At 53.8% G+C, this 26,930-nt stretch carries 26 protein-coding genes and 1 other RNA gene; 20 read left to right on the top strand and 7 right to left on the bottom strand.

Annotated elements, in window-relative coordinates; genetic code table 11:
- Window positions 1-151: 151 nt before the first annotated feature.
- From epd to CMR03_RS13830, 7 genes are all read left to right on the top strand, one after another.
- Window positions 152-1,171, top strand: coding sequence for an erythrose-4-phosphate dehydrogenase (epd, locus tag CMR03_RS13860; RefSeq protein ID WP_096011786.1), 1,020 nt, complete (start codon window positions 152-154; stop codon window positions 1,169-1,171).
- Between the two features lie 51 nt (window positions 1,172-1,222).
- Window positions 1,223-2,386: a phosphoglycerate kinase gene (gene pgk / locus CMR03_RS13855; RefSeq protein WP_063880824.1), complete on the top strand. Its 1,164-nt coding sequence runs from the start codon at window positions 1,223-1,225 to the stop codon at window positions 2,384-2,386.
- 109 nt (window positions 2,387-2,495) lie between these two features.
- Window positions 2,496-3,575, top strand: a complete 1,080-nt coding sequence (fbaA, locus tag CMR03_RS13850) for a class II fructose-bisphosphate aldolase (protein WP_013027074.1) — start codon at window positions 2,496-2,498, stop codon at window positions 3,573-3,575.
- Window positions 3,576-3,780: 205 nt separating this feature from the next.
- Window positions 3,781-4,134 (top strand): VOC family protein, encoded by a 354-nt coding sequence (locus CMR03_RS13845; RefSeq protein WP_096011785.1) that lies wholly within the window; start codon window positions 3,781-3,783, stop codon window positions 4,132-4,134.
- A 171-nt stretch (window positions 4,135-4,305) separates the two neighbouring features.
- Complete coding sequence (gene mscS, locus CMR03_RS13840; protein WP_063880822.1) at window positions 4,306-5,181, top strand: small-conductance mechanosensitive channel MscS; 876 nt, start codon at window positions 4,306-4,308, stop codon at window positions 5,179-5,181.
- Between the two features lie 126 nt (window positions 5,182-5,307).
- Entirely contained in the window at window positions 5,308-5,931 is a 624-nt protein-coding gene (gene argO, locus CMR03_RS13835; protein WP_096011784.1) for an arginine exporter ArgO, read from the top strand.
- A 144-nt stretch (window positions 5,932-6,075) separates the two neighbouring features.
- Window positions 6,076-6,804, top strand: a complete 729-nt coding sequence (locus CMR03_RS13830) for an oxidative stress defense protein (RefSeq protein ID WP_063880820.1) — start codon at window positions 6,076-6,078, stop codon at window positions 6,802-6,804.
- Window positions 6,805-7,172: 368 nt separating this feature from the next.
- On the opposite strand, the gene CMR03_RS13825 is transcribed toward CMR03_RS13830, so the two are convergent.
- Window positions 7,173-8,075 carry a LysR family transcriptional regulator ArgP gene (locus CMR03_RS13825; RefSeq protein ID WP_063880819.1) on the bottom strand — a complete coding sequence of 301 codons (903 nt, stop codon included), beginning with the start codon at window positions 8,073-8,075 and terminating at the stop codon, window positions 7,173-7,175.
- 181 nt (window positions 8,076-8,256) lie between these two features.
- Between CMR03_RS13825 and rpiA the strand changes: the two genes are divergently transcribed.
- Both rpiA and serA read left to right on the top strand, forming a co-directional pair.
- A complete protein-coding gene (gene rpiA, locus CMR03_RS13820; RefSeq protein WP_063880818.1) occupies window positions 8,257-8,916 on the top strand; it encodes a ribose-5-phosphate isomerase RpiA in 660 nt (219 codons plus the stop codon).
- A gap of 277 nt (window positions 8,917-9,193) precedes the next feature.
- Window positions 9,194-10,432 (top strand): phosphoglycerate dehydrogenase, encoded by a 1,239-nt coding sequence (gene serA, locus CMR03_RS13815; RefSeq protein WP_063880817.1) that lies wholly within the window; start codon window positions 9,194-9,196, stop codon window positions 10,430-10,432.
- A gap of 42 nt (window positions 10,433-10,474) precedes the next feature.
- Here serA and CMR03_RS13810 read toward each other — a convergent pair whose 3' ends face one another.
- The 3 genes from CMR03_RS13810 to zapA all read right to left on the bottom strand — a co-directional run bounded on the left by CMR03_RS13810 (window position 10,475) and on the right by zapA (window position 11,701).
- Window positions 10,475-11,071: a 5-formyltetrahydrofolate cyclo-ligase gene (locus CMR03_RS13810; protein WP_063880816.1), complete on the bottom strand. Its 597-nt coding sequence runs from the start codon at window positions 11,069-11,071 to the stop codon at window positions 10,475-10,477.
- A 77-nt stretch (window positions 11,072-11,148) separates the two neighbouring features.
- Window positions 11,149-11,332: non-coding RNA, 6S RNA (ssrS, locus tag CMR03_RS13805), on the bottom strand.
- Between the two features lie 39 nt (window positions 11,333-11,371).
- Window positions 11,372-11,701 carry a cell division protein ZapA gene (zapA, locus tag CMR03_RS13800; RefSeq protein WP_063881246.1) on the bottom strand — a complete coding sequence of 110 codons (330 nt, stop codon included), beginning with the start codon at window positions 11,699-11,701 and terminating at the stop codon, window positions 11,372-11,374.
- Window positions 11,702-11,872: 171 nt separating this feature from the next.
- Here zapA and CMR03_RS13795 point away from each other — a divergent pair, with 171 nt between their 5' ends.
- From CMR03_RS13795 to CMR03_RS13760, 8 genes are all read left to right on the top strand, one after another.
- Window positions 11,873-12,451 (top strand): YecA/YgfB family protein, encoded by a 579-nt coding sequence (locus CMR03_RS13795; protein WP_063880815.1) that lies wholly within the window; start codon window positions 11,873-11,875, stop codon window positions 12,449-12,451.
- 33 nt (window positions 12,452-12,484) lie between these two features.
- Window positions 12,485-13,807 carry a Xaa-Pro aminopeptidase gene (gene pepP, locus CMR03_RS13790; protein WP_096011783.1) on the top strand — a complete coding sequence of 441 codons (1,323 nt, stop codon included), beginning with the start codon at window positions 12,485-12,487 and terminating at the stop codon, window positions 13,805-13,807.
- The gene (ubiH, locus tag CMR03_RS13785) at window positions 13,804-14,982 is read left to right on the top strand and encodes a 2-octaprenyl-6-methoxyphenyl hydroxylase (RefSeq protein ID WP_096011782.1); all 1,179 of its coding nucleotides are present in this window, start codon (window positions 13,804-13,806) and stop codon (window positions 14,980-14,982) included. Before pepP ends, ubiH begins: the two co-directional genes overlap by 4 nt.
- 13 nt (window positions 14,983-14,995) lie before the next feature.
- Window positions 14,996-16,198, top strand: coding sequence for an FAD-dependent 2-octaprenylphenol hydroxylase (gene ubiI, locus CMR03_RS13780; protein ID WP_096011781.1), 1,203 nt, complete (start codon window positions 14,996-14,998; stop codon window positions 16,196-16,198).
- Between the two features lie 434 nt (window positions 16,199-16,632).
- Window positions 16,633-17,730, top strand: coding sequence for a glycine cleavage system aminomethyltransferase GcvT (gene gcvT, locus CMR03_RS13775; protein ID WP_096011780.1), 1,098 nt, complete (start codon window positions 16,633-16,635; stop codon window positions 17,728-17,730).
- Window positions 17,731-17,754: 24 nt separating this feature from the next.
- Window positions 17,755-18,141 carry a glycine cleavage system protein GcvH gene (gene gcvH, locus CMR03_RS13770; protein ID WP_063880811.1) on the top strand — a complete coding sequence of 129 codons (387 nt, stop codon included), beginning with the start codon at window positions 17,755-17,757 and terminating at the stop codon, window positions 18,139-18,141.
- 81 nt (window positions 18,142-18,222) lie between these two features.
- Entirely contained in the window at window positions 18,223-21,096 is a 2,874-nt protein-coding gene (gene gcvP, locus CMR03_RS13765; RefSeq protein ID WP_096011779.1) for an aminomethyl-transferring glycine dehydrogenase, read from the top strand.
- A gap of 60 nt (window positions 21,097-21,156) precedes the next feature.
- On the top strand, window positions 21,157-21,900 hold the full coding sequence (locus tag CMR03_RS13760) for an SDR family oxidoreductase (RefSeq protein WP_096011778.1): 744 nt from the start codon (window positions 21,157-21,159) through the stop codon (window positions 21,898-21,900).
- 33 nt (window positions 21,901-21,933) lie between these two features.
- Here CMR03_RS13760 and CMR03_RS13755 read toward each other — a convergent pair whose 3' ends face one another.
- Complete coding sequence (locus CMR03_RS13755; RefSeq protein ID WP_096011777.1) at window positions 21,934-23,361, bottom strand: 6-phospho-beta-glucosidase; 1,428 nt, start codon at window positions 23,359-23,361, stop codon at window positions 21,934-21,936.
- Between the two features lie 114 nt (window positions 23,362-23,475).
- Window positions 23,476-24,195 carry a MurR/RpiR family transcriptional regulator gene (locus CMR03_RS13750; RefSeq protein WP_063881244.1) on the bottom strand — a complete coding sequence of 240 codons (720 nt, stop codon included), beginning with the start codon at window positions 24,193-24,195 and terminating at the stop codon, window positions 23,476-23,478.
- Between the two features lie 164 nt (window positions 24,196-24,359).
- Between CMR03_RS13750 and trhA the strand changes: the two genes are divergently transcribed.
- Window positions 24,360-25,013: a PAQR family membrane homeostasis protein TrhA gene (trhA, locus tag CMR03_RS13745; protein ID WP_096011776.1), complete on the top strand. Its 654-nt coding sequence runs from the start codon at window positions 24,360-24,362 to the stop codon at window positions 25,011-25,013.
- 35 nt (window positions 25,014-25,048) lie between these two features.
- Here the strand turns inward: trhA and ygfZ are convergent, their stop codons facing one another.
- On the bottom strand, window positions 25,049-26,035 hold the full coding sequence (ygfZ, locus tag CMR03_RS13740) for a tRNA-modifying protein YgfZ (RefSeq protein ID WP_096011775.1): 987 nt from the start codon (window positions 26,033-26,035) through the stop codon (window positions 25,049-25,051).
- Between the two features lie 224 nt (window positions 26,036-26,259).
- Between ygfZ and sdhE the strand changes: the two genes are divergently transcribed.
- Together sdhE and CMR03_RS13730 are read left to right on the top strand one after the other, a co-directional pair.
- On the top strand, window positions 26,260-26,526 hold the full coding sequence (gene sdhE, locus CMR03_RS13735) for an FAD assembly factor SdhE (RefSeq protein WP_063880805.1): 267 nt from the start codon (window positions 26,260-26,262) through the stop codon (window positions 26,524-26,526).
- A complete protein-coding gene (locus tag CMR03_RS13730; protein WP_096011774.1) occupies window positions 26,501-26,905 on the top strand; it encodes a protein YgfX in 405 nt (134 codons plus the stop codon). Before sdhE ends, CMR03_RS13730 begins: the two co-directional genes overlap by 26 nt.
- The last annotated feature ends 25 nt before the right edge of the window (window positions 26,906-26,930 follow it).

Raw genomic sequence — 26,930 nt, 5'->3', positions numbered from 1 at the left:
TTCCCGTTATTCCTTCCTTCCATTATCCTAGCTGAACCGTTTCAGTTTGGGCCGCTTTGCCCTGTCCCGGGCTAAGAATCTCCTGTACAAAATGCAGCGAAACGCTCAGGCTATCAGCACCTTTTTTTCAGTCTGGTTTGGCAGGAGAAAGATGACCATTCGGGTAGCGATAAACGGCTTTGGTCGCATTGGACGCAACGTGTTGCGTGCACTGTATGAAACGGGGCGCCGCGCTGAAATTACGGTGGTGGCGGTTAACGAACTGGCTGAAGCCGCAGGCATGGCGCACCTGCTGAAGTACGACACCAGCCATGGACGTTTTGCACTGGATGTCCGTCAGGAGCGTGACCAGCTGTGGGTCGGGGACGATATTATTCGCATTCTGCACCATGCCGGACTGGATGAGCTGCCCTGGCGCGAGCTTAACGTTGACGTGGTGCTGGACTGTACCGGCGTTTATGGTTCCCGCGACGATGGCGAAGCCCATTTGCGTGCGGGGGCGAAAAAAGTCCTGTTTTCCCATCCGGGTGGTAACGATCTTGATGCAACCGTGGTGTACGGCGTCAACGAGCAGGAACTGAAACAAACGGACTGTATTGTCTCTAATGCATCCTGTACCACCAACTGCATCATTCCGGTGATTAAGCTACTGGATGACGCCTTTGGTATTGAGTCGGGCACGGTAACGACCATCCATTCGGCGATGCACGATCAGCAGGTGATTGACGCTTATCACAGCGATCTGCGCCGTACGCGTGCGGCCAGTCAGTCTATCATCCCGGTCGATACCCGATTGGCGGCGGGCATTACGCGTATTTTTCCGAAATTTAACGATCGCTTCGAAGCCATCGCGGTTCGCGTGCCGACGATCAACGTGACAGCCATTGATCTCAGCGTTTCTGTACGCCAGCCCGTACGGGCCTGCGAGGTTAACGCCTTGTTGCAAAGCGCGGCAGAAGGGGCATTTCGTGGTATAGTTGACTATACGGAATTGCCGTTAGTCTCAGTAGATTTCAACCATGATCCGCACAGTGCCATTGTGGACGGTACACAAACGCGGGTCAGCGGTCAGCATCTGATCAAAACCCTGGTCTGGTGTGACAACGAATGGGGCTTTGCTAACCGAATGCTCGACACAACGTTAGCGATGGCCGCAAGCGGTTTCAGGTAAGACGCGGTTTGCGTCTGGCAAAACTTATGAGAATCAACGAGAGGGTTCACCATGTCCGTAATTAAGATGACCGATCTGGATCTTGCTGGCAAACGCGTATTAATTCGCGCCGATCTCAACGTACCAGTGAAAGAAGGGAAAGTGACGTCGGATGCACGTATTCGTGCTTCACTGCCAACTATCGAAGCGGCGTTGAAACAGGGCGCCAAAGTGATGGTTACCTCTCACCTGGGTCGCCCGACCGAAGGTGAATACAATGAAGAATTCTCACTGCTGCCAGTAGTGAACTACCTGAAAGAAAAACTGAACGGTACTCAGGTTACCCTGGCGAAAGACTACCTTGACGGTGTCGACATCGGCGCAGGTGAACTGGTGGTGCTGGAAAACGTGCGCTTTAACAAAGGCGAAAAGAAAGACGACGAAGCGCTGTCTAAGAAATATGCTGCGCTGTGCGACGTCTTCGTGATGGATGCGTTTGGTACCGCGCACCGCGCCCAGGCATCGACGCACGGCGTCGGTAAATTTGCGCCTGTCGCCTGTGCAGGTCCACTGCTGTCTGCAGAACTGGAAGCGCTGGGTAAAGTGATGAAAAGCCCTGAGCGTCCGCTGGTGGCCGTGGTGGGGGGTTCTAAAGTATCGACCAAATTCGATGTGCTGCAGTCGCTGGTGAAGATTGCTGATACCGTGATTGTCGGCGGTGGCATTGCGAATACCTTTGTCGCGATCGACAACAACGTGGGCAAATCGCTGTACGAGCCAGACTTCGTTGAGGCGGCAAAAGGCCTGCGCGATCAATATGGTATTCCTGTTCCAACCGACTCCCGTGTTGGCACGGAATTCTCTGAAACTGCCCCGGCAACCGTGAAAAAGGTTTCAGAAGTCGCAGATAACGAAGAGATTATGGACTTCGGCGACGAAACTGCTCAGGCCATGGCAACCATTCTGAAGAATGCCAAAACCATCCTGTGGAATGGCCCGGTTGGCGTGTTTGAGTTCCCGAACTTCCGTAAAGGCACCGAAATTGTGGCAAACGCGATTGCAGACAGCGACGCATTCTCAGTGGCAGGCGGCGGTGATACGCTGGCTGCCATCGATCTGTTTGGGATCGAAGACAAAATCTCCTATATCTCTACCGGCGGCGGTGCCTTCCTTGAGTTCGTTGAAGGCAAAAAACTGCCTGCCGTAGCCATGCTGGAAGAGCGTGCGAAGCAGTAATCCTTTGGGGGCGATGCCCTGCGGCATCGCCTGAAAACTCGCCCGAAACAGGGCGTTTAAATCGCTGTCCCCGTATTGGGGATAACCGGTCACGAAACAGGACACAATCATGTCTAAAATTTTTGATTTCGTAAAACCCGGCGTTGTCACTGGTGATGACGTTCAGAAGATCTTCAAAGTAGCGAAAGAGAACAAATTCGCTCTGCCAGCGGTCAACTGCGTCGGCACCGACTCAATTAACGCTGTACTGGAAGCTGCCGCGAAAGTAAAAGCGCCGGTTATCGTACAGTTCTCCAACGGTGGTGCTGCATTCATCGCCGGTAAAGGTTTTAAAACAGACAAGCCACAGGGCGCAGCGATTTTCGGTGCTATCTCTGGCGCACATCACGTGCATCTGATGGCTGAACAGTACGGCGTGCCGGTTATCCTGCATACCGACCACTGCGCCAAGAAACTGCTGCCGTGGATCGACGGCCTGCTGGACGCGGGCGAAGAGCACTTCAAGAAAACCGGTAAGCCACTGTTCTCTTCTCACATGATCGACCTGTCTGAAGAGTCACTGGAAGAAAACATCGAAATCAGCAGCAAATACCTGGCGCGCATGGCGAAAATCGACATGACCCTGGAAATCGAACTGGGCTGCACCGGTGGTGAAGAAGATGGCGTAGATAACAGCCATATGGACGCTTCTGCACTTTACACCCAGCCAGAAGACGTAAACTACGCGTACGAAAAACTGAATGCGATCAGCCCGCGTTTCACCATTGCGGCATCCTTCGGTAACGTGCACGGCGTTTACAAGCCAGGCAACGTAAAACTGACCCCAACGATTCTGCGTGATTCACAGAAATATGTTTGTGAAAAACACGGTCTGCCGCACAACGCGCTGGACTTTGTATTCCACGGTGGTTCAGGTTCATCTGCTGCAGAAATCGAAGAGTCTATCAGCTACGGCGTGATCAAGATGAATATCGATACCGATACCCAATGGGCAACCTGGGACGGCATCCTGCAGTACTACAAAAAGAACGAAGGCTATCTGCAGGCGCAACTGGGTAACCCAGAAGGCGCAGACAAGCCAAACAAGAAATACTACGATCCACGTGTATGGCTGCGCTCTGCTCAGGCATCCATGGTGGTGCGTCTGGAGCAGGCGTTCAAAGAACTCAACGCCGTTGACGTTCTGTAAGCATCACAACGCACTCGTCTGAGTTCGCAAGAACGCCGGATGAATGACGCAGTCCCGATCGTCCGATCGGGACTTTTTTTTATCCTTTCCGCTTACCCCCGGGTTATTTCTTCTTACAGGGCGACACTTTCTGACCGGCTGTCACAACCTCATCGCATCGTCCCCGGTATGCTTTGTCTGTGAGTTAACAGGTGAGGGCGATCTTATGGCTGTCAAACGCATCGTCGCGAATATTCAGGGCAAAAATACGGAAGAAGCTAAACGCTTTTATGGTGACATTCTCGACCTGAAACTGACCATGGATCACGGATGGATTGTGACCTGGGCTGCGGAGAATGCTATGGCGCCCCAGCTCAGCATTGCGCTGGAAGGCGGTGCAGGCACGCCTGTGCCGGACTTGTCCATTGAGGTCGATAATCTTGATGAGGTGTACCGACGCGTTGTCGCCGCGAGGCTAACGGTGGAATATGGGCTTACGGAAGAAGCGTGGGGCGTCCGTCGTTTTTATGTCCGCGATCCTTTCGGCAGGCTCATTAATATCCTGAGCCATGTGCAGTGAGCAAAACCGTGGCTTCTGGGGCACTGATGAGTAATCGTACAAAGCCGTCTTAATATGTCACTCATTTTGGCGCCTGGCTAAATAATTGATTACCCTTAACCCTTGGGTGTCGGATTACATCTGGCAGTTTTTGTTTTTCCCCGCAGGGGGAACCATCAACAGGGCTTACAAATGGAAGACTTGAATGTTGTTAATGGCATCAACAGTGCCGGTGGCTGGCTGGTGCATAACCAGGCACTGATTCTGAGCTATGCCGTCAATATCGTGGCGGCGATTGCCATTATCATTGTCGGCATGATCATTGCCAGGGTGATTTCAAACACGGTTAATCGGCTGCTGCGCGCGCGCCATATTGATGCCACCGTCGCCGATTTCCTTTCCGCTCTGGTACGCTATGGCGTTATCGCCTTTACGGTTATTGCTGCTCTGGGTCGTGTGGGAGTGCAAACGGCCTCGGTCATCGCGGTGCTGGGTGCCGCTGGTCTGGCAGTCGGTTTGGCCTTGCAAGGTTCGCTCTCCAATTTAGCGGCTGGCGTGCTGCTCGTCACCTTCCGTCCGTTCCGTACCGGCGAGTTCGTCGATCTGGGCGGCGTAATGGGGACCGTACTCAATGTACAAATCTTCTCTACCACCCTGAAATCCGCCGATGGCAAAATTGTGGTGGTGCCGAACGGTAAAATCATCAGCGGTAATATCGTTAACTTTTCGCGTGAGCCTGTGCGTCGTAATGAATTTATCGTCGGAGTGGCTTATGAAGCCGATGTGGATGAGGTGATTGCTCTGTTGCGTGATGTCGTTGAAGCCGATCAGCGGGTATTAAAAGATCGTGGCATCCAGATTGGCCTGAACGAATTAGGCGCATCTTCGCTTAACTTTGTTGTTCGTTGCTGGAGTAATAGCGGCGATCTGCAGGACGTCTACTGGGATTTGCTGAAGAACTTCAAGCGTGCGCTGGATAGCAAAGGCATCGGCATTCCTTATCCACAAATGGATGTACACCTGCATCAGGTTAAACAGCCAGACAGCGACGTGACCGCGACCCAGTAAGTCGTGCGATGGGCGGCCCGTGCCGCCCATTAATTTCGTTAATGGCAGATTAAATTTTTCAATTTCCGCTAATCCAAACCGCTCTCTATAATCCCTGCATCTCACCGATGTAAGGAATAACATCCTGTGTTAACCATTTATTTTCAAGGGCTTGCTCTTGGGGCTGCGCTCATCCTGCCGTTAGGCCCACAAAATGCCTTTGTGCTGAACCAGGGCGTAAAGCGTCAGTATCATCTCATGACGGCGGCGCTCTGTGCGCTAAGTGATATCGCCTTAATCTGTGCGGGCATTTTTGGTGGCAGCGCGCTACTGAATCAATCGCCACTGCTCCTGATGATGATTACCTGTGCAGGCGTTGCTTTCCTGCTGTGGTACGGCTGGGGAGCCTTGCGTACGGCGTTTAGCCGCAATATTGAACTGGCATCAGGGATGCACGCAACGCAAAGCAGAGGGCGAATTATTGCGACGATGCTGGCGGTGACCTGGCTGAATCCGCATGTTTATCTTGATACCTTTGTGGTGCTGGGCAGCCTTGGTGGTCAGTTGCCAGGAACGACGGCGCGACAGTGGTTTGCACTGGGCACCATCAGCGCGTCGGTAATCTGGTTTTTTGGTCTGGCGCTGCTGGCTGCGTGGCTCGCGCCTTTACTGCAAACGGCGCGTGCTCAGCGCCTCATTAACCTGCTGGTTGGGGCGGTAATGTGGTTTATTGCGTTTCAGCTTGCCCGACAGGTCATCACTGGGTTTTGACCAAAAGGTAAACGAAAACCGGTTATTAAGGTCAATCTGCCGAACTTTTGCCATAATCTCCACTCCAACCAAGGCGTAATATGATGCGCTTGTGGGCTTCATATACTGGAAGCCATCGAACTGACCTTTTCAAGGAGGACTTTCATGAAACTGAAAGCATTGGCGCTTGCCGCGATGATGAGCGCAGGGGCATTGCCTTTGAGCGTACAGGCTGACGAACTGCCGAACGGACCCCATGTTGTTACGTCAGGTAAGGCAACCGTAGATGCCCGCCCGGATATCGCGACGCTGTCAATTGTGGTGAATGTCTCATCGAAAGATGCCGCTGAAGCAAAAAAGCAGGTCGATAGTCGCGTAGCGCAATATTTTGATTTCCTGCAAAAAAACGGTATTGAGAAAAAAGACATTGAAGCGGCGAACCTGACGACGCAGCCAGAGTATGACTACACCAAAGATGGTAAATCGCAGCTTAAAGGCTATCGTGCGGTGCGTCAGGTGCAGGTCACCGTTCGTCAGCTGGACAAGCTGAACGATCTCCTTGATGGTGCGCTGAAGTCCGGTCTGAACGAAGTGCGCGGTGTCGAACTGGGCGTCGCCAATCCAGAGAGCTACAAGCAGCAGGCGCGTAAAGCCGCGATTAAGAATGCGACCCAACAGGCCGCTGAACTAGCTGAAGGCTTTAATGCCAAACTGGGCCCGATCTACAGCATTCGTTATCAGGTGGCAAACTATCAGCCAATGCCCATGAACCGCATGTTTAAAGCCTCGGCTGCGGCAGATACGTCTGCGCAGGAAACCTACGATCAGCAAAGTATTAACTTTGATGACCAGGTGGATGTGGTGTTTGAGATGAAACCGAATACGGCACAGTAAGCCGTTATTGGTGTTGTGGTTAAGCCATCAGGGGCAATGTTTGCCAGGCGGTCCTTGCGCCGCTGATGCGGTTCCTTCACATCGCTCATCAACCTGACGGACCGGCACAGCCGGCACAACGCTGTGCCGGCTGCGCCTTTTACCCGCATCCTTGCGGGTAAATCCGGGTGGATTCCCTTTGCTCAGCGCTGCGTATTGCCTTCTGAAAAATGCCCTGACGGCCATTAACGCCTTGCCGCTTTCACAACTACACCTTCTCACCGCAACGCCCAACTTTTGCTGCGGCAAAGGTTAGGCGTTTGGCACACAACGTTCAGCCAGCTCGTTTTTCCTGGCCTTTAGCGCTTTTATGATCTGTCGACCGCCCGCTATTCCGCCGTATCCTGACGTAGCACCCGATGGCCATGGGCAATCAGTGCATCCGTTACCCGACGCATCAGCCGGCTTTCTGGCGCAAAGCGGTGCCAGTACAGCATCCGACGTTGATACAGCCCCGGCGTGAGATCGATGAGCTCGCCACTTGCCAGTTCGCGTTCAATCTGCAGGTGAGGGATCATACAGCAGGTCGATCCCTGCCGCGCCATCTGCACAAACGCTTCGGATGAGTTGACGATATGGCAGGGAACGCTGCCCGGAGATAAATCAAAGTTCTGCTGCAAGAAGGCCTGATGCATATCATCCAGATGATCAAAGGCCACCGCTGGCGCTTTAAGCAGGGCGGAACGCGTTACGCCGTTGGGGAAAAAGCGATCTGCAAAATCCTTTGAGGCCACAAACAAATAATCCAGGGCACCCAGTTGATCCACCAGACAGCTTGGCAGCGGCTGGGGCTGGATACTCACTGCGCCAACCACTTCGCCTCGTCTCAGGCGTTCCTGAGTGCGGGTTTCATCCTCAACCTGAAGGTTCAGACGCACCGGCGAATCGGCCAGTACGTCTTTTAATGCGGGCAACAGCCAGGTTGCCAGACTGTCGGCGTTCACCGCCAGCGACAGCAGCAGCGGCGTTGTCCCGCTGATTTCATCGCCCAGCCACTCTTCCTCCAGCAACTCAACCTGGTGCAGCAGCGCAAGCAGTTTTTGACCTTGCTCGGTAGGGCGAGGCGGCACGGTGCGAACTAACAGTGGCTGACCAAACAGGTTTTCCAGCTGTTTAATGCGCTGCGATACGGCAGATTGCGTAATGCACAGCTTTTGCGCGGCACGTTCGAAGCCGCGTTCACGTATCACTGCGTCCAGCGCCTGAAGCGTTCTGTAGTCAGGGCGTTTCATTATTTTTCTCTCTCCTTCAGGATGGACGTCACTATGCCACAAAAGTGCCAACGGCAATGTCGGGGAAATTTTTGTGGGCTGGCTTCCAAAGCATTAAATCCGCCCAATGCATCCGAGCATTTTCAGCAAGCCTTGCTTTATACTACGCGCAATTCCTTATCGCACAGGTTCTAAACATATCATGACCCAGGATGAACTGAAAAAAGCTGTTGGTTGGGCTGCACTTGATTATGTCCAGCCCGGGACAATCGTCGGTGTTGGAACAGGTTCTACTGCCGCCCACTTTATTGATGCGCTCGCAAGCATTAAACATCAGATTGACGGTGCCGTTTCCAGTTCCGAAGCCTCAACGCAAAAGCTGAAAAGCCTGGGCATTCAGGTGTTTGATTTGAACGAAATCGATGACCTGGCCATTTATGTCGATGGTGCCGATGAAATTAACCCACAAATGCAGATGATTAAAGGCGGTGGCGCTGCGCTGACGCGTGAGAAAATCGTCGCTGCAGTGGCCAAAAAGTTTATCTGCATCGCCGATGCATCCAAAGAAGTGGATGTGCTTGGACGCTTTCCGCTACCGGTTGAAGTCATCCCGATGGCGCGCAGTTATGTTGCGCGTGAACTGGTGAAGTTGGGGGGCTTACCTGAATATCGTCAGAATGTAGTGACCGACAACGGCAATATCATTCTTGATGTGCACAATCTGCGTATTCTCAATCCCATTGAGCTGGAAAAAACCATCAACGCCTTGCCCGGTGTGGTCACCGTTGGGCTGTTTGCGACGCGCGGCGCAGACGTTGCACTGATTGGTGGGCCGGACGGCGTCAAAACTCTCAAAAAATAATGCGCCTGGCGCTGAACGGCGCCCGCTTTTTTTTGATTTAAAAAACTTTTCTTACCAGGTCAAAATTTGGTGACTTATGTCACATAACCGTCATCGGCAGCGGGTTCGTTCTTTCCGATGCGGCCAACCCATGATTTTGTCTGGCAAAGTGCGCCCTCTGAGCCCGGCCATGCTGACGGGCAGGCAATCGTTTGTATTGCCGCAGGCGATTTTTTTGATATTTTGACAGACGGCTGGCTGCGTTCAGTCCTCGTTGAATTCTGAATAGGGTTGGGAAATGGCAAAGGTATCACTGGAAAAAGACAAAATTAAGTTCCTGCTGGTGGAAGGTGTCCATCAGAGTGCGCTGGAAAACCTCCGTGCTGCAGGTTACACCAATATTGAATTCCACAAAGGCGCACTGGATGCCGAGGCGTTGAAAGCGTCCGCTCGCGATGCGCATTTTATCGGTATCCGTTCCCGTTCCCAACTGACCGAAGAGATTTTTGCCGCTGCAGAAAAACTGGTGGCTGTGGGCTGTTTCTGCATCGGAACGAACCAGGTTGATTTAAATGCGGCCGCTAAGCGCGGTATCCCGGTGTTTAATGCGCCTTTCTCCAATACGCGCTCTGTTGCCGAACTGGTTATTGGCGAAATGCTGCTGATGCTGCGTGGTGTACCGGAAGCGAATGCGAAGGCGCACCGCGGCGTCTGGAATAAAATTGCCAAGGGCTCATTTGAAGCGCGCGGTAAAAAGCTCGGCATCATTGGCTATGGTCATATCGGTATGCAACTGGGCGTGCTGGCTGAGAGCCTGGGCATGCACGTTTATTTCTACGATATTGAAAACAAACTGCCGCTCGGCAACGCTTCACAGGTTCGTAGCCTGACGCAACTGCTGAACATGAGCGATGTCGTCAGCCTGCATGTACCTGAAACCGCCTCCACGCAAAATATGATCTCTGCCAATGAACTGGCGCAGATGAAACCCGGCGCGTTGCTGATAAACGCCTCACGCGGCACCGTAGTGGATATTCCGGCGTTGTGTGACGCGCTGGCAAGTAAGCAGGTTGGCGGAGCCGCTATTGACGTATTCCCGGTAGAGCCTGCGACCAACAGCGATCCGTTCATTTCACCACTGAGCGAATTCGACAACGTTATCCTGACGCCGCATATCGGTGGATCTACCGAAGAAGCGCAGGAAAATATTGGTATTGAAGTCGCAGGTAAGCTGGCTAAATACTCGGATAACGGTTCAACGCTGTCCGCCGTTAACTTCCCTGAAGTCTCATTGCCGATGCACGGCGTGAGCGCCAGTCGTCTGCTGCATATACATGAGAACCGCCCTGGCGTCCTCACCGCGATCAACCAGATCTTTGCTGAGCAGGGCATCAATATTGCCGCTCAGTACCTGCAAACCTCGCCGATGATGGGTTATGTGGTGATTGACGTTGACGCCGAGCATGAACTGGCTGAGAAAGCCTTGCAGCTCATGAAGGCTATTCCGGGTACTATCCGCGCCCGTCTGCTTTACTAATCCACCGCTGTCATAAACCCAGGCGCACGAGCGTGCCTGGGTTTATTCATCCCATAGCCAGAGTTTAGACGGCGTCAGTACCGCGGGCAGGGGGATATCCCAGGCCGCAGCAGGCAGCACATCAACCAACTGACAATCGTGGGCAACCCCAATCGGTAGGAACCCGTGCTGTTTCCAGTTCTGTAAGGTGCGGTCATAGAAACCGCCGCCCATGCCTAAACGCTGCCCGGTGCGGTCAAATGCCACCAGCGGCACCATCATTACGTCCAGTTTATCAAGTGTAACCAGATGGCGGATATCGAGCGGAGGTTCGGGAATGCGCAGCTTATTTTGGATTAACTGTGTTTCCGGCGTATAGCGAAGAAAAAGCAAATGACCGGCAGCAAAGGGATGCAGAACCGGCAGATAAACCCGTTTGTTTTGCTGCCACAGCTTTGCGATAAGTGGTCGCGTATTGATTTCGCCATCGACAGACAAAAACAGCGCTATGTTGCTGGCGTCGGCAATCGGCGCAACGTTAATCGCGTGTTCCGCAAGCTGATCGGCTGCAGCGTGTTGCTGTTCGGGGCTGAGTGCGCGACGTAAATGACGAACATGCTGACGGATGTCCTGTCGCGGTAGCAAAGAGGGTTCTGACATGGTTTCCCCCAGACAAGGTCGCTTGAGCGACGCATTATATCATGCCTGGTGGGAGATAAAGCAGTACTACCAGAAAGGAGATCTCCGAGATGCCGCCGTAGGCTGTAACCCTTGAACCCTTGGTTCAAGGTGAACATGCCGTCGCAACCATCAGGCTTCTCGGACGGACCGAGCATGCTCACAGGTTGCGGAGCGTCACATTCTGTTGGTATGAAATATCGGCTCAGGGGACTGGCCCACTTGCAAACATCTCAGAGAAAATTTACTTCACCGTCAGTGTAGCACAGCGACCATGAAGTGTTATTCGAACTTCGCATCCTCGCGATCGGTTATGCGACCTTGCTCAACTAATGCCTGTTCAATTGTCTGCTGTAGCATACGGATTCGTTGTTCCATATTAGCAGCATAGTCACGCGTCTTACCTTTCTCTTGTGCCAGTTCATGGCAAATGTTTAACGCGGCAATGAACACCAGTTGCTCTGTATTTGTGACTCTAGTGCGAACTTTTAAATCTTGCAACCGTTGATTGAGATCTTCTGCCGCCGCGTTCAGCGCATCTTGCTGTTCAGGCGGACAATTTACTCTCAAAGAACGACCAAAAATTTGTAAATCTACCGGTTGTGCAGACATGCCACCTTCCTGACTGATTACCTGGCTCGCCATTCCCCTTAGCCTTCAATGGCCTGGGAGGCGGGCAACTATATAGACCTGAGAAATAAGATACAACCCCTTTTCTGGAAACCTTGAGGCAGCTAGTGGTAGCATACCACGAACTCTTACAGCCAACGACGATGAAAAATGATGTCTTCACAGAACGCAACCCCCGATTACAACGCGCTGGCGGCGGCGCTCTCACACCACGGCGTCGGTATGACGCCCGCGGAAATGCACGGATTGCTTAGCGGCATCCTGTGTGGCGGTAATCAGGATAACAGCTGGAAAACGCTGGTCCATGATCTCGCGAATGAAGGCATGGCTTTTTCGCAAACGCTGTCTCAGCCACTGCAGTCTCTGCATGCCAGCATTGCTACTGCGCTTGAGGACGATGGCTTTCTTTTTCAACTGATGCTGCCTGGCGATGATGACATCACGGTGTTTGACCGTGCTGATGCTCTGGCGGGCTGGGTGAATCATTTTTTACTTGGCCTGGGCGTAACCCAGCCTAAACTGGATAAGGTCACCGGCGAAACGGGTGAGGCCATTGACGATCTGCGCACGATTGCTCAGCTTGGCTATGACGAAGACGAAGATCAGGAAGAACTCGAGCAGTCGCTGGAAGAGGTGATCGAGTATGTTCGCGTTGCTGCGCTACTCTGTCACGATACCTTCACGCGCCCGCAACCAACCGCACCAGAAGTACAAAAGCCAACGCTACACTAAGCCAGATATCTGAGTTCAACAGGGAGTGCAGACATGATTTCACTGGAAAATTTCCAGCAGCGCCGTCAGGCGCTGTTAGCGAAAATGGTTCCGGGCAGCGCAGCGTTAATCTTTGCCGCGCCTGAAGTAACACGCAGTAACGACAGTGAATATCCGTTCCGTCAGAACAGTGACTTCTGGTATTTCACCGGCTTCAATGAGCCGCAGGCGTTACTGGTACTGATCAAAAGTGATGAGAACCACAATCACAGCGTGCTGTTTAATCGTGTGCGCGACCTGACTGCAGAAATCTGGTTTGGCCGCCGTCTGGGACAGGACGCGGCGCCCGCTAAACTGGGCGTGGATCGTGCTCTGCCATGGAACGATATCGGTGAACAACTCCACCTGCTGCTGAACGGTCTGGATGAGGTGTATCACGCGCAGGGCCAGTATGCTGAGGCTGACAAGTTGGTGTTTAGTGCGCTGGATAAACTGCGTCAGGGCTTTCGCCAGAATCTGAGTGCACCGGCTAGTCTGACTGACTGGCGTCCCTGGGTGCATGAGATGCGCCTGTTTAAAAGCCCTGAAGAAATTGCGCTGTTGCGTCGCGCAGGCGAGATCAGTGCGCTGGCACATACTCGCGCCATGCAAACCTGTCGTCCAGGCCTGTTTGAATATCATCTTGAAGGCGAAATTCATCACGAATTTAACCGTCATGGTGCGCGCTTCCCGTCTTACAACACTATCGTAGGCGCCGGTGAAAACGGCTGCATTCTGCACTACACCGAAAATGAGTGTGAGATGCAGGATGGCGACCTGGTGCTCATTGATGCGGGATGCGAATTACAGGGTTATGCGGGCGATATTACCCGGACTTTTCCGGTTAATGGCAAGTTCAGCCCGCCGCAGCGGGCTATCTACAATATCGTACTCAAATCTTTAGAAACGGCACTCGCCCGATTCCGTCCCGGTGTCAGCATCCGCGAGGTCAATGATGACGTCGTGCGCATTATGGTCACTGGACTGGTTGAGCTGGGCGTAATGCAGGGCGAGGTGGATGCACTCATCGCCGAAGACGCTCATCGCAAATTCTTTATGCATGGCCTGGGCCATTGGTTAGGTCTGGATGTCCACGATGTGGGGCACTACGGCACGCCAAGCCGCGATCGTATCCTGGAACCGGGCATGGTTATCACGGTTGAGCCGGGGCTGTATATCGCGCCAGATGCGGATGTGCCTGTGGAATACCGCGGTATCGGCATCCGCATTGAGGATGACATCGTGATTACTGAAAACGGTAACGAGAATCTTACCGACAGCGTGGTGAAAGACCCCGATGCCATTGAGGCACTGATGGCGGCGGCACGCGCGGTATGACCATTCTTATCGCCGGTGGTGGAATGACCGGCGCCACGCTGGCGCTGGCGATTTCACACCTGACACAGGGCGCACTGCCCGTGACGCTGATTGAAAGCAGCGAACCTGCCAGCCGCACGCATCCGGGCTATGACGGGCGTGCGATTGCGCTGTCTGCGGGCACCTGCCAGCAACTTGCTGATATCAATCTCTGGCAGCGTATTTCACCCTGTGCCACTCCCATCACCACTATCCATGTTTCCGATCGCGGTCATGCCGGTTTTGTATCCCTGGCCGCCCGCGATTATGCGATTCCCGCGTTGGGGCACGTGGTTGAGTTATTCGACGTAGGACAGCAGCTGTTTACGCAGCTTAAGCAGGCACCTGGCGTCACACTGCGTTGTCCGTCACGCGTGACTCAGGTAGCCCGCACCCAGGAACGCGTGCAGGTTACGCTTGATAATGGTGAGCAGTTGGAAGGCGAGGTACTGGTGGCCGCTGATGGCACCCGTTCTGCCGTTGCTGCCGCCTGCGGCATTCAGTGGCAGGCAGAGGCCTATCAGCAGTTGGCGCTTATCGCCAACGTCACCAGTGAGCGTCCTCATCAGGGCCGGGCATTTGAACGTTTTACCGAGTTTGGTCCCCTGGCGCTGCTGCCAATGTCAAACAACCGTCTGTCGCTGGTGTGGTGCCATCCGCTGGAGCAGCGCCCGCAGGTAGAAAGCTGGAACGACGAGGTATTCCTCAGCCAGCTTCAGCGCGCCTTTGGCTGGCGGCTGGGCAAATTCACCCATACCGGCAAGCGTGATGTTTATCCGTTGGCGTTACAGCAGGCCAATCCTGCGGTTTCCCATCGTGTAGTCACCGTCGGAAACGCTGCGCAGACGCTGCATCCGATAGCCGGTCAGGGATTTAACCTGGGTCTGCGGGATGTGATGTCACTGGCTGAAACCCTGGCCAATGCACATCGGCAGCAACAAGATCCCGGTAGCTACGGGGTTTTGCAGCACTACCAGCAACGTCGCCAACAGGACCGGGCCATTACCGTGGGCATCACTGACGGGCTGGTACGTCTGTTTGCTAATCGTCATGCGCCGCTGGTCGTCGGGCGCAACCTGGGCTTGCTGGCAATGGATCATCTGCCGTGGCTGAGAAATCTTCTGGCTGAGCGTACGCTCGGCTGGGTTAAGCGTTAACTGAGAGGCACTGATGCAAACTTACGATGTGGTGATCGCTGGCGGCGGAATGGTAGGGCTGGCAGTGGCCTGCGGTCTGCAAGGGAGCGGATTACGCATTGCCGTGCTGGAACAGTCGGCCGAGCCGCAATTTGATGCAGGCGCATCTCCCTCTGTGCGCGTATCCGCGATTAATGCGGCCAGTGAACGTCTTTTGCAAAAGCTGGATGTCTGGTCAACTATTTTGTCCCTCCGCGCCAGCCCTTATCAGGCGATGGAAGTCTGGGAGCGTGACAGCTTTGGCGCGATCGCATTTGATGGCGAGCAGCAGGGGCTGGCGCATCTTGGGCACATCATCGAAAATCCCGTGATCCACACCGCCCTGTGGCAGCGCGCCAGCAACTGCAGTGATGTCACGTTACTGGCGGCTTCACAGCTACAGCAAGTGGCATTTGGCGATAATGAAGCCTTTATTACGCTGCAAGATGGCAGCATGATGAGCGCGCGGCTGATGGTTGCGGCGGACGGGGCCAACTCCTGGTTGCGTAACAAAGCCGACATTCCCCTGACCTTCTGGGATTACGACCACCATGCGCTGGTGGCGAATATTCGTACAGCCTTGCCCCATGGCGGCGTGGCTCGTCAGGTCTTTCACGGCGATGGCATTCTGGCGTTCCTGCCCATGCAGGATCCGCATCTTTGCTCAATCGTCTGGTCGCTTTCACCCCAGGAAGCCAGCCGCCTGGAAGCCATGCCAGAGTCGCTGTTCAATCAACAGTTGTCCGTCGCGTTTGATATGCGGCTGGGGCTGTGCGAGCTGGAAGGGGAACGCAAGTGTTTCCCGCTGACGGCACGTTATGCACGTAACTTTGCCGCTCACCGACTGGCGCTGGTGGGCGATGCGGCGCATACCATTCATCCGCTGGCAGGGCAGGGCGTCAATCTGGGATTCATGGATGCCGCAGAGCTGATCGGCGAAATTCGCCGTCTTCACCAGCAGGGCAAAGATATTGGGGAGCACCTTTATCTGCGCCGCTATGAGCGCAGTCGTAAACACAGTGCAGCAATGATGCTGGCCGGGATGCAGGGCTTCCGTGAATTGTTTGCTGGCAACAATCCTGCCAGGAAGCTGTTTCGCGATTTGGGCCTGAAATTAGCCGATAATCTGCCGGGCGTGAAGCCGATAATGCTCCGTCAGGCAATGGGCCTGAATGATATGCCAGAGTGGCTTCGCTAACGCCACCCTGCAGCGAAAAGCCAGCATTCGTGCTGGCTTTTTTTTATCGCCTTAATCCGCTGCACCATAAAAATGCAGTGCTGCACCCTGATTGCGCCTCATTTGATTTATTCTAATTTTGCCTGATGTTTCGCATTACTTTTTTTTATCCCTGAGCCTTTTCGTCCCGCTATTTTTTTAACATCCTGCCAGGCTTCGCGCATAAAATTGCTGCGTATAAATCACCATGGCGTATTTATTGCGTGGCTAATCACAAAATTACAGTTTTTTGTCCTGTTTGCCTTTCTCCCTGGTTAGGCTGTGCAACGTCTTTCGACCTCGCTTTGCTTATGGTTAATCGTCAGGTTCGGTGGTAACGTCAAGGCAAAGAGAACGTTTGCGTCGGCAACATGGCGGCGTAGTTTCAAACTCACTCGTTTCTGCACAGGATGGTTATGACTCAGCACACACCGTTGTTTGAACAGCACCAGGCAAATGGCGCGCGGATGGTGGATTTCCACGGCTGGATGATGCCGTTGCACTATGGCTCGCAAATGGATGAGCATCATGCTGTACGCAGCGATTCCGGCATGTTCGATGTGTCGCATATGACGATTGTTGATGTGAAAGGTGAGCGCACGCGCGAGTTTCTGCGCTACCTGCTGGCAAACGATGTCGCCAAACTGACCCAGCCGGGCAAAGCGCTCTACACCGGCATGCTGAATGCCTCTGGTGGCGTGATTGACGATTTGATTGTTTATTTTATGGACGAGACGTTTTTCCGTCTGGTGGTCAATTCCGCGACGCGTGAAAAAGATCTGGCCTGGATCAGTGAGCATGCCCAGGGTTACGGCGTTGCGTTAACAGAGCGTGACGATCTGGCGCTTATCGCTGTACAAGGCCCGCAGGCCCAGCAAAAAGCGCAAACGTTATTCAGCGATGCGCAGCGCCAGGCGGTGCAGGGCATGAAACCCTTCTTTGGTGTACAAGCCGGAGAGCTGTTTATCGCCACCACCGGCTATACGGGCGAAGCGGGCTATGAAATTGCGCTCCCTGCCGCCGAAGCCGTCGCGTTCTGGCAGCGCTTGCTGAGCGCAGGCGTCAAACCTGCGGGACTGGGCGCACGTGATACTTTGCGTCTGGAAGCGGGCATGAATCTCTACGGTCAGGAAATGGACGAGAGCGTATCACCGCTGGCGGCCAATATGGGCTGGACGCTTAGCTGGGAGCCAACTGACCGCAACTTTATTGGACGTGAAGCGCTGGAAAGCCAGCGAGCAAAGGGCACTGAAAAACTGGTTGGGCTGATTCTGACGGAAAAAGGCGTACTGCGTAACGGCTTGCCCGTACGTTTTACCGATCAACAGGGTCAGATGCAGCAGGGTGTGATCACCAGCGGTTCTTTCTCCCCTACGTTGGGTTATAGCATTGCCCTGGCCCGCGTGCCGGCAGGTATCGGTGAGAACGCGATTGTTGAAATCCGTAACCGTGAAATGCCTGTAAAAGTCACTAAACCGATTTTCGTTCGCGCCGGAAAACCGGTTGCGCAGTAACATATAATTACAGGAGAAATGGCGATGAGCAATGTGCCAGCAGAGTTGAAATACCGCGACAGTCACGAATGGCTGCGCAAAAATGCGGACGGTACCTATACCGTTGGTATCACCGAACATGCGCAGGAGTTACTGGGCGATATGGTGTTTGTTGACCTGCCTGAGGTCGGTGCCACCTTCTCTGCCGGAGAAGAGTGCGCCGTCGCCGAATCGGTCAAAGCCGCTTCAGATATTTATGCGCCCGTCAGCGGTGAAATTGTGGCAGTGAACGACTCCCTGAACGATTCCCCTGAACAGGTGAACAGCGAGCCTTATGACGGTGGCTGGTTATTCCAGATCAAAGCCAGCGATGAGTCCGAAATTGACTCGCTGCTGGACGCGGATGCTTATAAAGCCTCCATCGACGAGTAATCGTTGTGCGGCCTCTTATCGGGGCCGCACATATCTGACTTGCATTCTCTGTTCCCCAGCCCGATTCAGGATTTACAGCTCATGACTCAGACTCTCAGCCAGCTTGAACACAACGGTGCCTTTATCGAGCGCCATATTGGTCCGTCGCCAGAACAACAGGCCGTCATGCTGGAGGCGATCGGTGCCAGCTCTCTGGCGTCGTTGATTGGTTCTATCGTCCCCGCCGACATTCAGTTGCCAGGCCCGCCCGCTGTCGGCGATGCCGCAACTGAACAACAGGCGCTGGCTGAGTTAAAGGCCATTGCCGGACAAAACCTGCTTTATAAATCCTGGATTGGCATGGGATACAGTGCGGTGATCACGCCGCCGGTAATTTTGCGTAACATGCTGGAAAATCCGGGCTGGTATACGGCTTATACGCCCTATCAGCCAGAAGTCTCGCAGGGCCGCCTTGAGGCACTGCTTAACTTTCAGCAGGTCACGATTGATCTGACCGGCATGGACATTGCCTCCGCTTCACTGCTGGACGAAGCCACCGCCGCCGCTGAAGCGATGGCGATGTCAAAACGCATCAGCAAACTGAAAAATGCCAACCGGTTCTTTATCGCTGACGATATTCATCCACAAACGCTGGATGTGGTGCGTACCCGCGCCGAAACCTTTGGCTTTGAACTGATTATCGATAGTCCGGCCAAAGCGTTGGATCACGACAACCTGTTTGGTGTGCTGCTACAGCAGGTCGGCACCACCGGAGAAGTACACGACTTTACCCACCTGATTAGCGAGCTGAAAGCGCGCAAGGTGGTGGTGAGCATGGCATCCGACTTTATGGCGCTGGTGCTGCTTGAGTCGCCGGGCAAACAAGGGGCGGACATTGTATTTGGTTCCGCCCAACGCTTTGGTGTGCCAATGGGCTATGGAGGGCCTCATGCCGCCTTCTTCGCCAGCCGCGACGAGCACAAGCGCTCTATGCCAGGCCGTATTATCGGCGTTTCCCGCGATGCGGCAGGCAATACCGCCCTGCGTATGGCGATGCAAACCCGCGAGCAGCATATCCGTCGTGAAAAAGCCAACTCCAACATCTGTACTTCACAGGTGCTGCTGGCCAATATCGCGGGGCTGTATGCGGTGTTCCACGGGCCGGTTGGACTGAAACGTATTGCGTCGCGTATCCATCGCTTCACCGATATTCTGGCTGCCGGACTCCAGCGTGGTGGGCTGAAACTGCGTCATAGCCACTGGTTTGACACGCTGACGGTAGAGGTTGCAGATAAAGCGGGCGTGCTTAACCGTGCGCTGAGTTTTGGCGTTAACCTGCGTAGCGACATTCATAATGCAGTCGGCATCACGCTGGATGAAACCACGCGCCGTGAAGACATCAGCACGCTGTTCGCTATTCTGCTGGGTGATGAACACGGTCAGGATATCGACCAACTCGACAGCCAGGTCGCGGCTGACAGCCAGTCGGTTCCGGCCGGGCAGCAGCGTAAAAGTGAAATTCTCTCTCATCCGGTGTTTAACCGTCATCACAGTGAAACTGAGATGATGCGCTATATGCACAGCCTGGAGAAAAAAGATCTGGCACTGAATCAGGCGATGATTCCGCTGGGTTCCTGCACCATGAAACTCAACGCGGCCGCCGAGATGATCCCCATCACCTGGCCTGAATTTGCCGAACTGCATCCGTTCTGCCCGGCAGAACAGGCGGGTGGTTACCTGCAAATGATTGGGCAGCTTTCACAGTGGCTGGTACAGCTGACCGGTTACGATGCCCTCTGCATGCAGCCTAACTCGGGTGCGCAGGGGGAATATGCCGGACTGTTAGCGATTCGTCGTTACCACGAAAGCCGTGGTGAAGGTGAACGTCATCTTTGCCTGATTCCCAGCTCGGCGCACGGCACCAATCCGGCCTCAGCGCAGATGGCAGGCATGGATGTCGTGGTGGTAGCCTGTGACAAACAGGGCAATATCGACCTTGGCGACCTGCGTGAAAAAGCGGCTCAGGCCGGCGATAAACTGTCATGCATTATGGTGACTTATCCCTCCACCCACGGTGTTTATGAAGAAACCATCCGTGAGGTGTGCCAGATCGTGCATCAGCACGGTGGTCAGGTTTACCTTGATGGTGCCAACATGAATGCGCAGGTGGGCATCACCACGCCAGGCTACATCGGCGCAGATGTTTCGCACCTCAACCTGCACAAAACCTTCTGCATACCGCACGGCGGTGGCGGCCCGGGAATGGGACCGATCGGCGTGAAAGCCCATCTGGCCCCGTTTGTTCCGGGACACAGCGTGGTGCAGATTGATGGCATGCTGACGCAGCAGGGCGCCGTCTCCGCCGCGCCATTTGGCAGCGCATCCATTCTGCCTATCAGCTGGATGTATATCCGCATGATGGGGGCAGAAGGACTGAAGCAGGCCAGTTCGGTCGCGATCCTTAACGCTAACTATATTGCCAGCCGCCTGAAATCGGCCTATCCCATTCTTTACGCAGGACGCGATGGTCGTGTGGCGCACGAATGTATTCTCGATATTCGTCCGTTAAAAGAGCAAACCGGCATCAGTGAGCTGGATATTGCTAAACGCCTGATCGACTATGGCTTCCATGCGCCGACCATGTCATTCCCGGTAGCCGGAACGCTCATGGTGGAACCGACAGAATCGGAAGGCAAAATCGAACTGGACCGCTTCATTGATGCCATGCTGGCGATTCGCATGGAAATCAGTCGGGTTGAGCAGGGAGAGTGGTCACTTGAGGATAACCCTCTGGTCAATGCGCCTCATACGCAAACGGAAGTCATCGGAGAATGGTCGCATCCCTACAGCCGTGAGCTGGCCGTGTTCCCGGCAGGCGGACACAATAAATACTGGCCGACGGTCAAGCGCCTGGATGATGTCTTTGGCGACCGTAACCTGTTCTGTTCGTGTGTGCCGATGAGCGACTATGCTTAAGTCAGGTTAACGCATTTATTTCTGAGGGCCGATTTTCGGCCCTTTTTTATGGAGACAGCCATGCAACTCGCACTCGTTACCGGCGGCAGTCGCGGCATTGGTCGCGCGACGGCCCTCTTACTGGCGTCCCGCGGCTACCGGGTGGCGGTAAATTTCCGCTCACGCGCCAGTGAGGCCCATCAGGTTGTGGATGAGATAGTGCGTCAGGGCGGTGAGGCTTTTAGCGTTCAGGCCGACATCAGTGATGAAGCGCAGGTGATGTCGCTGTTTCAGCGGCTGGATCAGGAAGATCTGCCGCTCACGCTGCTGGTGAATAATGCCGGCATACTGTTTCAGCAATGTCGCCTTGAGCAACTGGATGCCTCGCGTATTCAGCAGGTTTTTGCCACCAACGTGCTTGGCCCCTTTCTCTGCAGTCGGGAAGCCGTCCGGCGGATGGGAACCCATCATGGCGGGCAGGGCGGTAGCATTGTTAATGTGTCGTCTGCTGCGGCCCGCACGGGGTCGCCAAATGAATATGTCGATTACGCAGCATCGAAAGGCGCGATGGATACGATGACCAAAGGCCTGTCGCTGGAAGTCGCTCAGCAGGGAATCCGTGTCAATGGCGTACGTCCGGGGATGATCTACACCGAGATGCATGCGGACGGGGGCGAGCCGGGCAGAGTCAACCGGCTGGCCAGCGGAATTCCAATGGGGCGCGGCGGTTATGCTGAAGAAATTGCAGAAGCCATCGTCTGGTTAGCCAGCGATGCCGCCTCTTACATTACCGGCAGCATTATTGATGCCGCTGGCGGGCGCTAAAATTATGCCGCAGCAGAGCGCTGCGGCACGGACTTACAGTTTTTCGCCGTTGCTGGCGATAACCTGTTGATACCAGGCAAAGCTCTTTTTCTTCGCGCGCGAGAAATCGCCGCTGCCGTCGTCGTTTTTATTCACATGAATAAAACCGTAACGTTTGTTGTACTGACCGGTGGTGAAAGACACACAGTCGATACAGCCCCACGGCGTGTATCCCATAAGATCCACACCATCATGTGTAACGGCTTTCTTCATCTCTTCAATATGTGCGGCCAGATAATCAATGCGGTAATCATCCTCGATGATGCCCTGTGCATTCGGTTTATCGATGGCACCAAAGCCATTTTCCACAATAAACAGGGGCTTTTGGTAGCGCTCGTACAACTCGTTAAGCGTATAGCGCAGGCCAACGGGATCAATCTGCCAGCCCCAGTCTGAGGCTTTAACATGCGGGTTTTTAACCGCGCCTTCAAAACCGGTAATGGGGTCATCTACGCCGCTGGCGCTGGTCTGCACGGCAGTACTCATGTAATAGCTGAAACCCACGTAATCCGCGCAGCCATTGCGCAGGGTTTCAGCATCTTCAGCTTCCATTTCAATGTGATAGCCTTTGCGCGCCCACTCTTTCAGTGCATAAGCCGGGTAGTAACCCCGCATCTGCACGTCACTGAATACATAACGTTGATGCATGGCTTCCTGCGCCAGCAGGACGTCATCCGGATGGCAGGAGAAGGGGTAAACCGGCACCATGGCGATCATGCAGCCAATCTGAAAGTCCGGGTTGATCTCATGACCCAGTTTCACTACTTTGGCGCTGGCAACAAACTGATGATGCATGACCTGATACATCGCCTGTTCAGGTTTTTCATGTTCAGTGAAAATAACGCCTGAGCAGCAGTAACCAAACAGCGGATATTGCCAGTTACGCTGATTATTAATTTCGTTAAAGGTCATCCAGTATTTTACTTTGTTCTTGTAACGTTTCAGTACGACTTCACTAAAGCGAACAAAGAAATCGACGACTTTACGGTTATGCCAGCCACCGTATTCTTTAACCAGATGATAGGGCATTTCAAAATGGGAAAGGGTAATAACCGGCTCAATACCGTATTTAAGTAATTCATCAAACAGATCGTCATAGAATTGCAGACCGGCTTCATTGGGTTGCAATTCATCGCCATTCGGGAAAATACGGGTCCAGGCAATTGAGGTACGGAAGCATTTAAAACCCATCTCAGCAAACAGCGCAATATCCTGTTTGTAATGAGAGTAAAATTCAACAGCCTGATGATTAGGATAGAATTTTCCGGGCTGGACGCCGTCGGTGATGACCCGGTCCACACCATGCGAACCGCCGGTCAGCACATCGGCAATACTGATGCCTTTACCGCCCTGATCCCAGCCGCCTTCCACCTGATGTGCCGCGACCGCACCGCCCCACAGAAACGTTTTTGGTAAGCTCATTACGCTCTCTCCCCTGACAATAAAATTGGGCTGAGTGTAGCAAAGCACTTAATAATGTCACGCTATAACACCGTAGCAAAAAAGGGATTTGTTACGGCGAAAAAACGCCTTGTTTTATTTACCCAGTTTCCGGCCTAGAGACTCAATAATATACATGACCGGGACCTGAGTCGTAATATCGCTGTGGTCTGCCATTCGTATCACCGGTACATGATAGGACACCGTAAAGTCGCTCATTTTTGCCAGTGAGCAGGTTTCACTATTGGTGATGGCAATGATTTTACACTTATTCAGGCTGAACTGACTGGCGATACGCAGCACTTCTTCCGTTTCGCCGGAAACAGAAAGGATAATAGCCAGGGCGTTTTCATATAAGCTCGGACTCACCGGATAATAAGGGTCGTCAATGGCATGGCTGAACTTACCGACGTTCGAGAAAAAACGCGCCCCATATTTTCCCAGGCTTCCCGATGTTCCCACGCCAATAAAAAACACCCGCTCAGCCAGATTGATCATCTCTGCCGCCTGACGCATGACCTGCTCAAACTCATCGTTGTTGATGCTTTTAAAGAAACTCAGCATATCCGCGACGCCCGAGACCGGCAGCACAGGGGCCGTTTGCTCCTGCGCCAGACGCAGCCGGATACGAAATTCTGACCAGCCTTCACACTGCATTTTGCGACAAAAACGCAATACGGTGGTGGTCGACACCGCTGCCTGCTCGGCCAGATCGCGGATGGTCATGTAACTGACACTGTCGCGATGTTTGATGATGTACTGATAAACCTGCATTTCAAGATCGTTCAGGGTGGCAAGATCGTGATGCGAGAACATGGAAAAACTCATCAGGCAATTGACTAGCCAGCATTTTACCAGAAATCGTGTAGGGGTTGACCGCAATAATTATTTTAAGCTTACACTTGTACACTGAAAGTTTTTCTGGGTACTCTGTTGCACGATAAAGCTGCAGTTGTTATCACTTTTCAGGCAGGAATGTTATGACTCACAAAAGTTTACCGACGCAGGGTTATCCACTGGCAGAGGAAATTGCCAACAGTATCAGTCACGGGCTCGGTTGCCTGTTTGGGATTGTAGGATTAGTGCTGTTGCTTGATAAGGCAATGGCGATGAACGCTGGAATAACCACTATCGTTAGTTCCAGCCTGTACGGCGGCAGCATGATCCTGCTGTTTCTGGCCTCAACGCTTTACCATGCTGTCAGTCATCCGCGTGCTAAGCGCGTGCTGAAAAAAGTTGACCACTGCGCTATCTACTTGTTGATTGCAGGCACTTACACGCCGTTCCTGATGGTGGGGTTACAGTCGCCTCTGGCCTATGGATTAATGGCGGTCATCTGGGGCCTGGCGCTGTTGGGCATTCTTTTTAAGCTGACTATCGCCGATCGCTTTAAGGTGCTGTCCCTGGTTACTTATCTTTGCATGGGATGGCTTTCGCTGATTGTGGTTTATCAGTTGGCGATGAAACTGTCGGCAGGCGGGATCTGGCTGCTGGCGTTGGGCGGCATCATCTATTCCCTGGGCGTGATTTTTTACGTCGCGCGTCGGGTGCCCTTTAATCATGCTATCTGGCACGGTTTTGTCTTAGGCGGCTGTATTTGCCATTTCTGCGCCATCTACTTCTACGTCATGTAAAGAAAAAAGGGCGGGACAAGATCCCGCCCCTGAACTCAGTTTTCTTCCAGCGAGTAAGGCAAGGGCTGAATCTGCAGCTTACCGCCTTCATCGCCTTCAACACGTAGTACGCTGTCCGGCTCCAGATCGTTGTTCATCACGACCTGCACCCAGGTTACGCCATCGTCCAGCTGGACCGCCGCAAGAACGGTGCCCGTGCGACGCCAGCGCTCGCCCATCTGCAGCTCAAGCGAGTCGTTAGCGGCGGGCAGGTGACTGGCCTGGCCTGACAGCCAGTAGAGCGCACGTTTATTCGCGCCGCGATACTTGGCCCTTGCCACCATTTCCTGGCCGGTGTAACAGCCTTTTTTAAAGCTAATTGCGTCCAGTGCCTGCATGTTTGCAGCCTGGGGAATAAACTGCGCGCTGGTAGCCGCGTCGATAATCGGAATACCGGCTTCGATATCTAACGCCAGCCACTGTGTGCTGTCATTGAACTGCGCATCCTCTGCCAGCCTCTGTTTCAGCGCTTCTGCCTGTGAAAGCGACGTGACCAGCAGAAAACGTTCTGCGGGATGTTCAAACCACAACAGCGTTGTATCCCCCTGCTGTACTACGGGAGTTGAGTGGTCGGGCAGCGTGTCAAAGACATTCGCCAGCGCGGCACGCGCCTGGAAACCGGCGACGCCCAGCAAAACGACATCGTCATCCGCCGCCAGAGTGACTTTAGAAAAAACGGCATATTTTTTCAGCTCAGGCAACTGCGTGTCTCGCAGCTCGCGACGCACCAAATAGGCATAGCCCTCACCACGATGAAACAGACGCAGGTTGCTCCACATCTTGCCCTTAGCATCACAGTGGGCGGCAGGCAGATGGTGAGCCGCATCCAGCGCTGCCACATCCAGAGTCAACTGGCCCTGCAAATAAGGCGTGCTGTCGGGGCCGACGACGGAAACCAGTGCCCAGGCATCCAGAGAGATTAACGTTAACGGCAGGCGTGACGAGGCTGCGGGCTGACGTGGGGGAAGCGTAAATGTTGGCATCGATAAATCCTGAGTATGAAGGTTCATCCGGAACAATGTCTTCAATGTTAAAAGAGCACACTGGCAATGCAACCTGTTTACTGAACAGGGCGCACAAAACGCGTACTGAGGCGTTAAAAAAACCTGACTCTGCGGCGCGTTGCACAGGGTTGCGTTGTGAGCCTGCAGTCAGCATTAATCCAGGGTACACTAGCGGCCACGATGTGAAATGTGGAAACTGTTGCATGGATATTGATGATAAATCACGAATTCACTGGGCCTGCCGTCGTGGCATGCTGGAGCTGGATATCGCTATTATGCCGTTCTTTAAGTACGAATATGACACGCTCAATGACACGGATAAGCAAGTGTTTATCGCCCTGCTGAAAAGTGACGATCCCGATCTTTTCAACTGGTTGATGAACCATGGCGAACCGGGCGATCCCGAACTGAATCGTATGGTTAAACTTATCCAGCAGCGCAATCGTGAACGCGGACCGGTGGCGATGTAAACTTCATCCCTCTTTGCACGCACGCACGACCTTAACCCTGACGCTGTTAATGACTATAGCAGGCGTCGGGATAATGGAGCTGCCTGCGGCAGAGTGGATGATTAAGTCGGTTCTGGTCGCCGTAGTGCTGTGGGAAGGGTGGCGACAGGATCGCCGTTTACGCCAACGGCACGGCTGGTTACAGCGCGACAGCAATCGCGACTGGCGCTGGCAAGGTGACAGCTGGCAAACGCAGCAGCCGTTGTACTGGTTACCCGGCGCGGTCTTGCTGGTCCTGCGCAATGGCAACGGCAAGACTTTACGGCTCTGGCTGATGCAGGACAACATGCAGCCAGAGGAATGGCGCGCGTTACGGGCTCGCTGTTTCAGTGACACCTGACGCGCTGAACAAGGCTTCCAGAGCC

Origin of the sequence: Pantoea allii, from assembly GCF_002307475.1 — a bacterium.
Lineage (GTDB): Bacteria > Pseudomonadota > Gammaproteobacteria > Enterobacterales > Enterobacteriaceae > Pantoea > Pantoea allii.
The sequence above is the reverse complement of the archived record's forward strand: the minus strand, read 5'-3'. Positions and strand labels throughout refer to the sequence as shown.

What these genes read in the sequence shown, in the direction of transcription:
- epd (WP_096011786.1), top strand. Translation starts at nt 152, where the DNA reads ATGACCATTCGGGTAGCGATAAACGGCTTTGGTCGCATTGGACGCAAC.
- pgk (WP_063880824.1), top strand. Translation starts at nt 1,223, where the DNA reads ATGTCCGTAATTAAGATGACCGATCTGGATCTTGCTGGCAAACGCGTA.
- fbaA (WP_013027074.1), top strand. Translation starts at nt 2,496, where the DNA reads ATGTCTAAAATTTTTGATTTCGTAAAACCCGGCGTTGTCACTGGTGAT.
- CMR03_RS13845 (WP_096011785.1), top strand. Translation starts at nt 3,781, where the DNA reads ATGGCTGTCAAACGCATCGTCGCGAATATTCAGGGCAAAAATACGGAA.
- mscS (WP_063880822.1), top strand. Translation starts at nt 4,306, where the DNA reads ATGGAAGACTTGAATGTTGTTAATGGCATCAACAGTGCCGGTGGCTGG.
- CMR03_RS13830 (WP_063880820.1), top strand. Translation starts at nt 6,076, where the DNA reads ATGAAACTGAAAGCATTGGCGCTTGCCGCGATGATGAGCGCAGGGGCA.
- CMR03_RS13825 (WP_063880819.1), bottom strand. Translation starts at nt 8,075, where the DNA reads ATGAAACGCCCTGACTACAGAACGCTTCAGGCGCTGGACGCAGTGATA.
- rpiA (WP_063880818.1), top strand. Translation starts at nt 8,257, where the DNA reads ATGACCCAGGATGAACTGAAAAAAGCTGTTGGTTGGGCTGCACTTGAT.
- serA (WP_063880817.1), top strand. Translation starts at nt 9,194, where the DNA reads ATGGCAAAGGTATCACTGGAAAAAGACAAAATTAAGTTCCTGCTGGTG.
- CMR03_RS13810 (WP_063880816.1), bottom strand. Translation starts at nt 11,071, where the DNA reads ATGTCAGAACCCTCTTTGCTACCGCGACAGGACATCCGTCAGCATGTT.
- zapA (WP_063881246.1), bottom strand. Translation starts at nt 11,701, where the DNA reads ATGTCTGCACAACCGGTAGATTTACAAATTTTTGGTCGTTCTTTGAGA.
- CMR03_RS13795 (WP_063880815.1), top strand. Translation starts at nt 11,873, where the DNA reads ATGTCTTCACAGAACGCAACCCCCGATTACAACGCGCTGGCGGCGGCG.
- pepP (WP_096011783.1), top strand. Translation starts at nt 12,485, where the DNA reads ATGATTTCACTGGAAAATTTCCAGCAGCGCCGTCAGGCGCTGTTAGCG.
- ubiH (WP_096011782.1), top strand. Translation starts at nt 13,804, where the DNA reads ATGACCATTCTTATCGCCGGTGGTGGAATGACCGGCGCCACGCTGGCG.
- ubiI (WP_096011781.1), top strand. Translation starts at nt 14,996, where the DNA reads ATGCAAACTTACGATGTGGTGATCGCTGGCGGCGGAATGGTAGGGCTG.
- gcvT (WP_096011780.1), top strand. Translation starts at nt 16,633, where the DNA reads ATGACTCAGCACACACCGTTGTTTGAACAGCACCAGGCAAATGGCGCG.
- gcvH (WP_063880811.1), top strand. Translation starts at nt 17,755, where the DNA reads ATGAGCAATGTGCCAGCAGAGTTGAAATACCGCGACAGTCACGAATGG.
- gcvP (WP_096011779.1), top strand. Translation starts at nt 18,223, where the DNA reads ATGACTCAGACTCTCAGCCAGCTTGAACACAACGGTGCCTTTATCGAG.
- CMR03_RS13760 (WP_096011778.1), top strand. Translation starts at nt 21,157, where the DNA reads ATGCAACTCGCACTCGTTACCGGCGGCAGTCGCGGCATTGGTCGCGCG.
- CMR03_RS13755 (WP_096011777.1), bottom strand. Translation starts at nt 23,361, where the DNA reads ATGAGCTTACCAAAAACGTTTCTGTGGGGCGGTGCGGTCGCGGCACAT.
- CMR03_RS13750 (WP_063881244.1), bottom strand. Translation starts at nt 24,195, where the DNA reads ATGTTCTCGCATCACGATCTTGCCACCCTGAACGATCTTGAAATGCAG.
- trhA (WP_096011776.1), top strand. Translation starts at nt 24,360, where the DNA reads ATGACTCACAAAAGTTTACCGACGCAGGGTTATCCACTGGCAGAGGAA.
- ygfZ (WP_096011775.1), bottom strand. Translation starts at nt 26,035, where the DNA reads ATGCCAACATTTACGCTTCCCCCACGTCAGCCCGCAGCCTCGTCACGC.
- sdhE (WP_063880805.1), top strand. Translation starts at nt 26,260, where the DNA reads ATGGATATTGATGATAAATCACGAATTCACTGGGCCTGCCGTCGTGGC.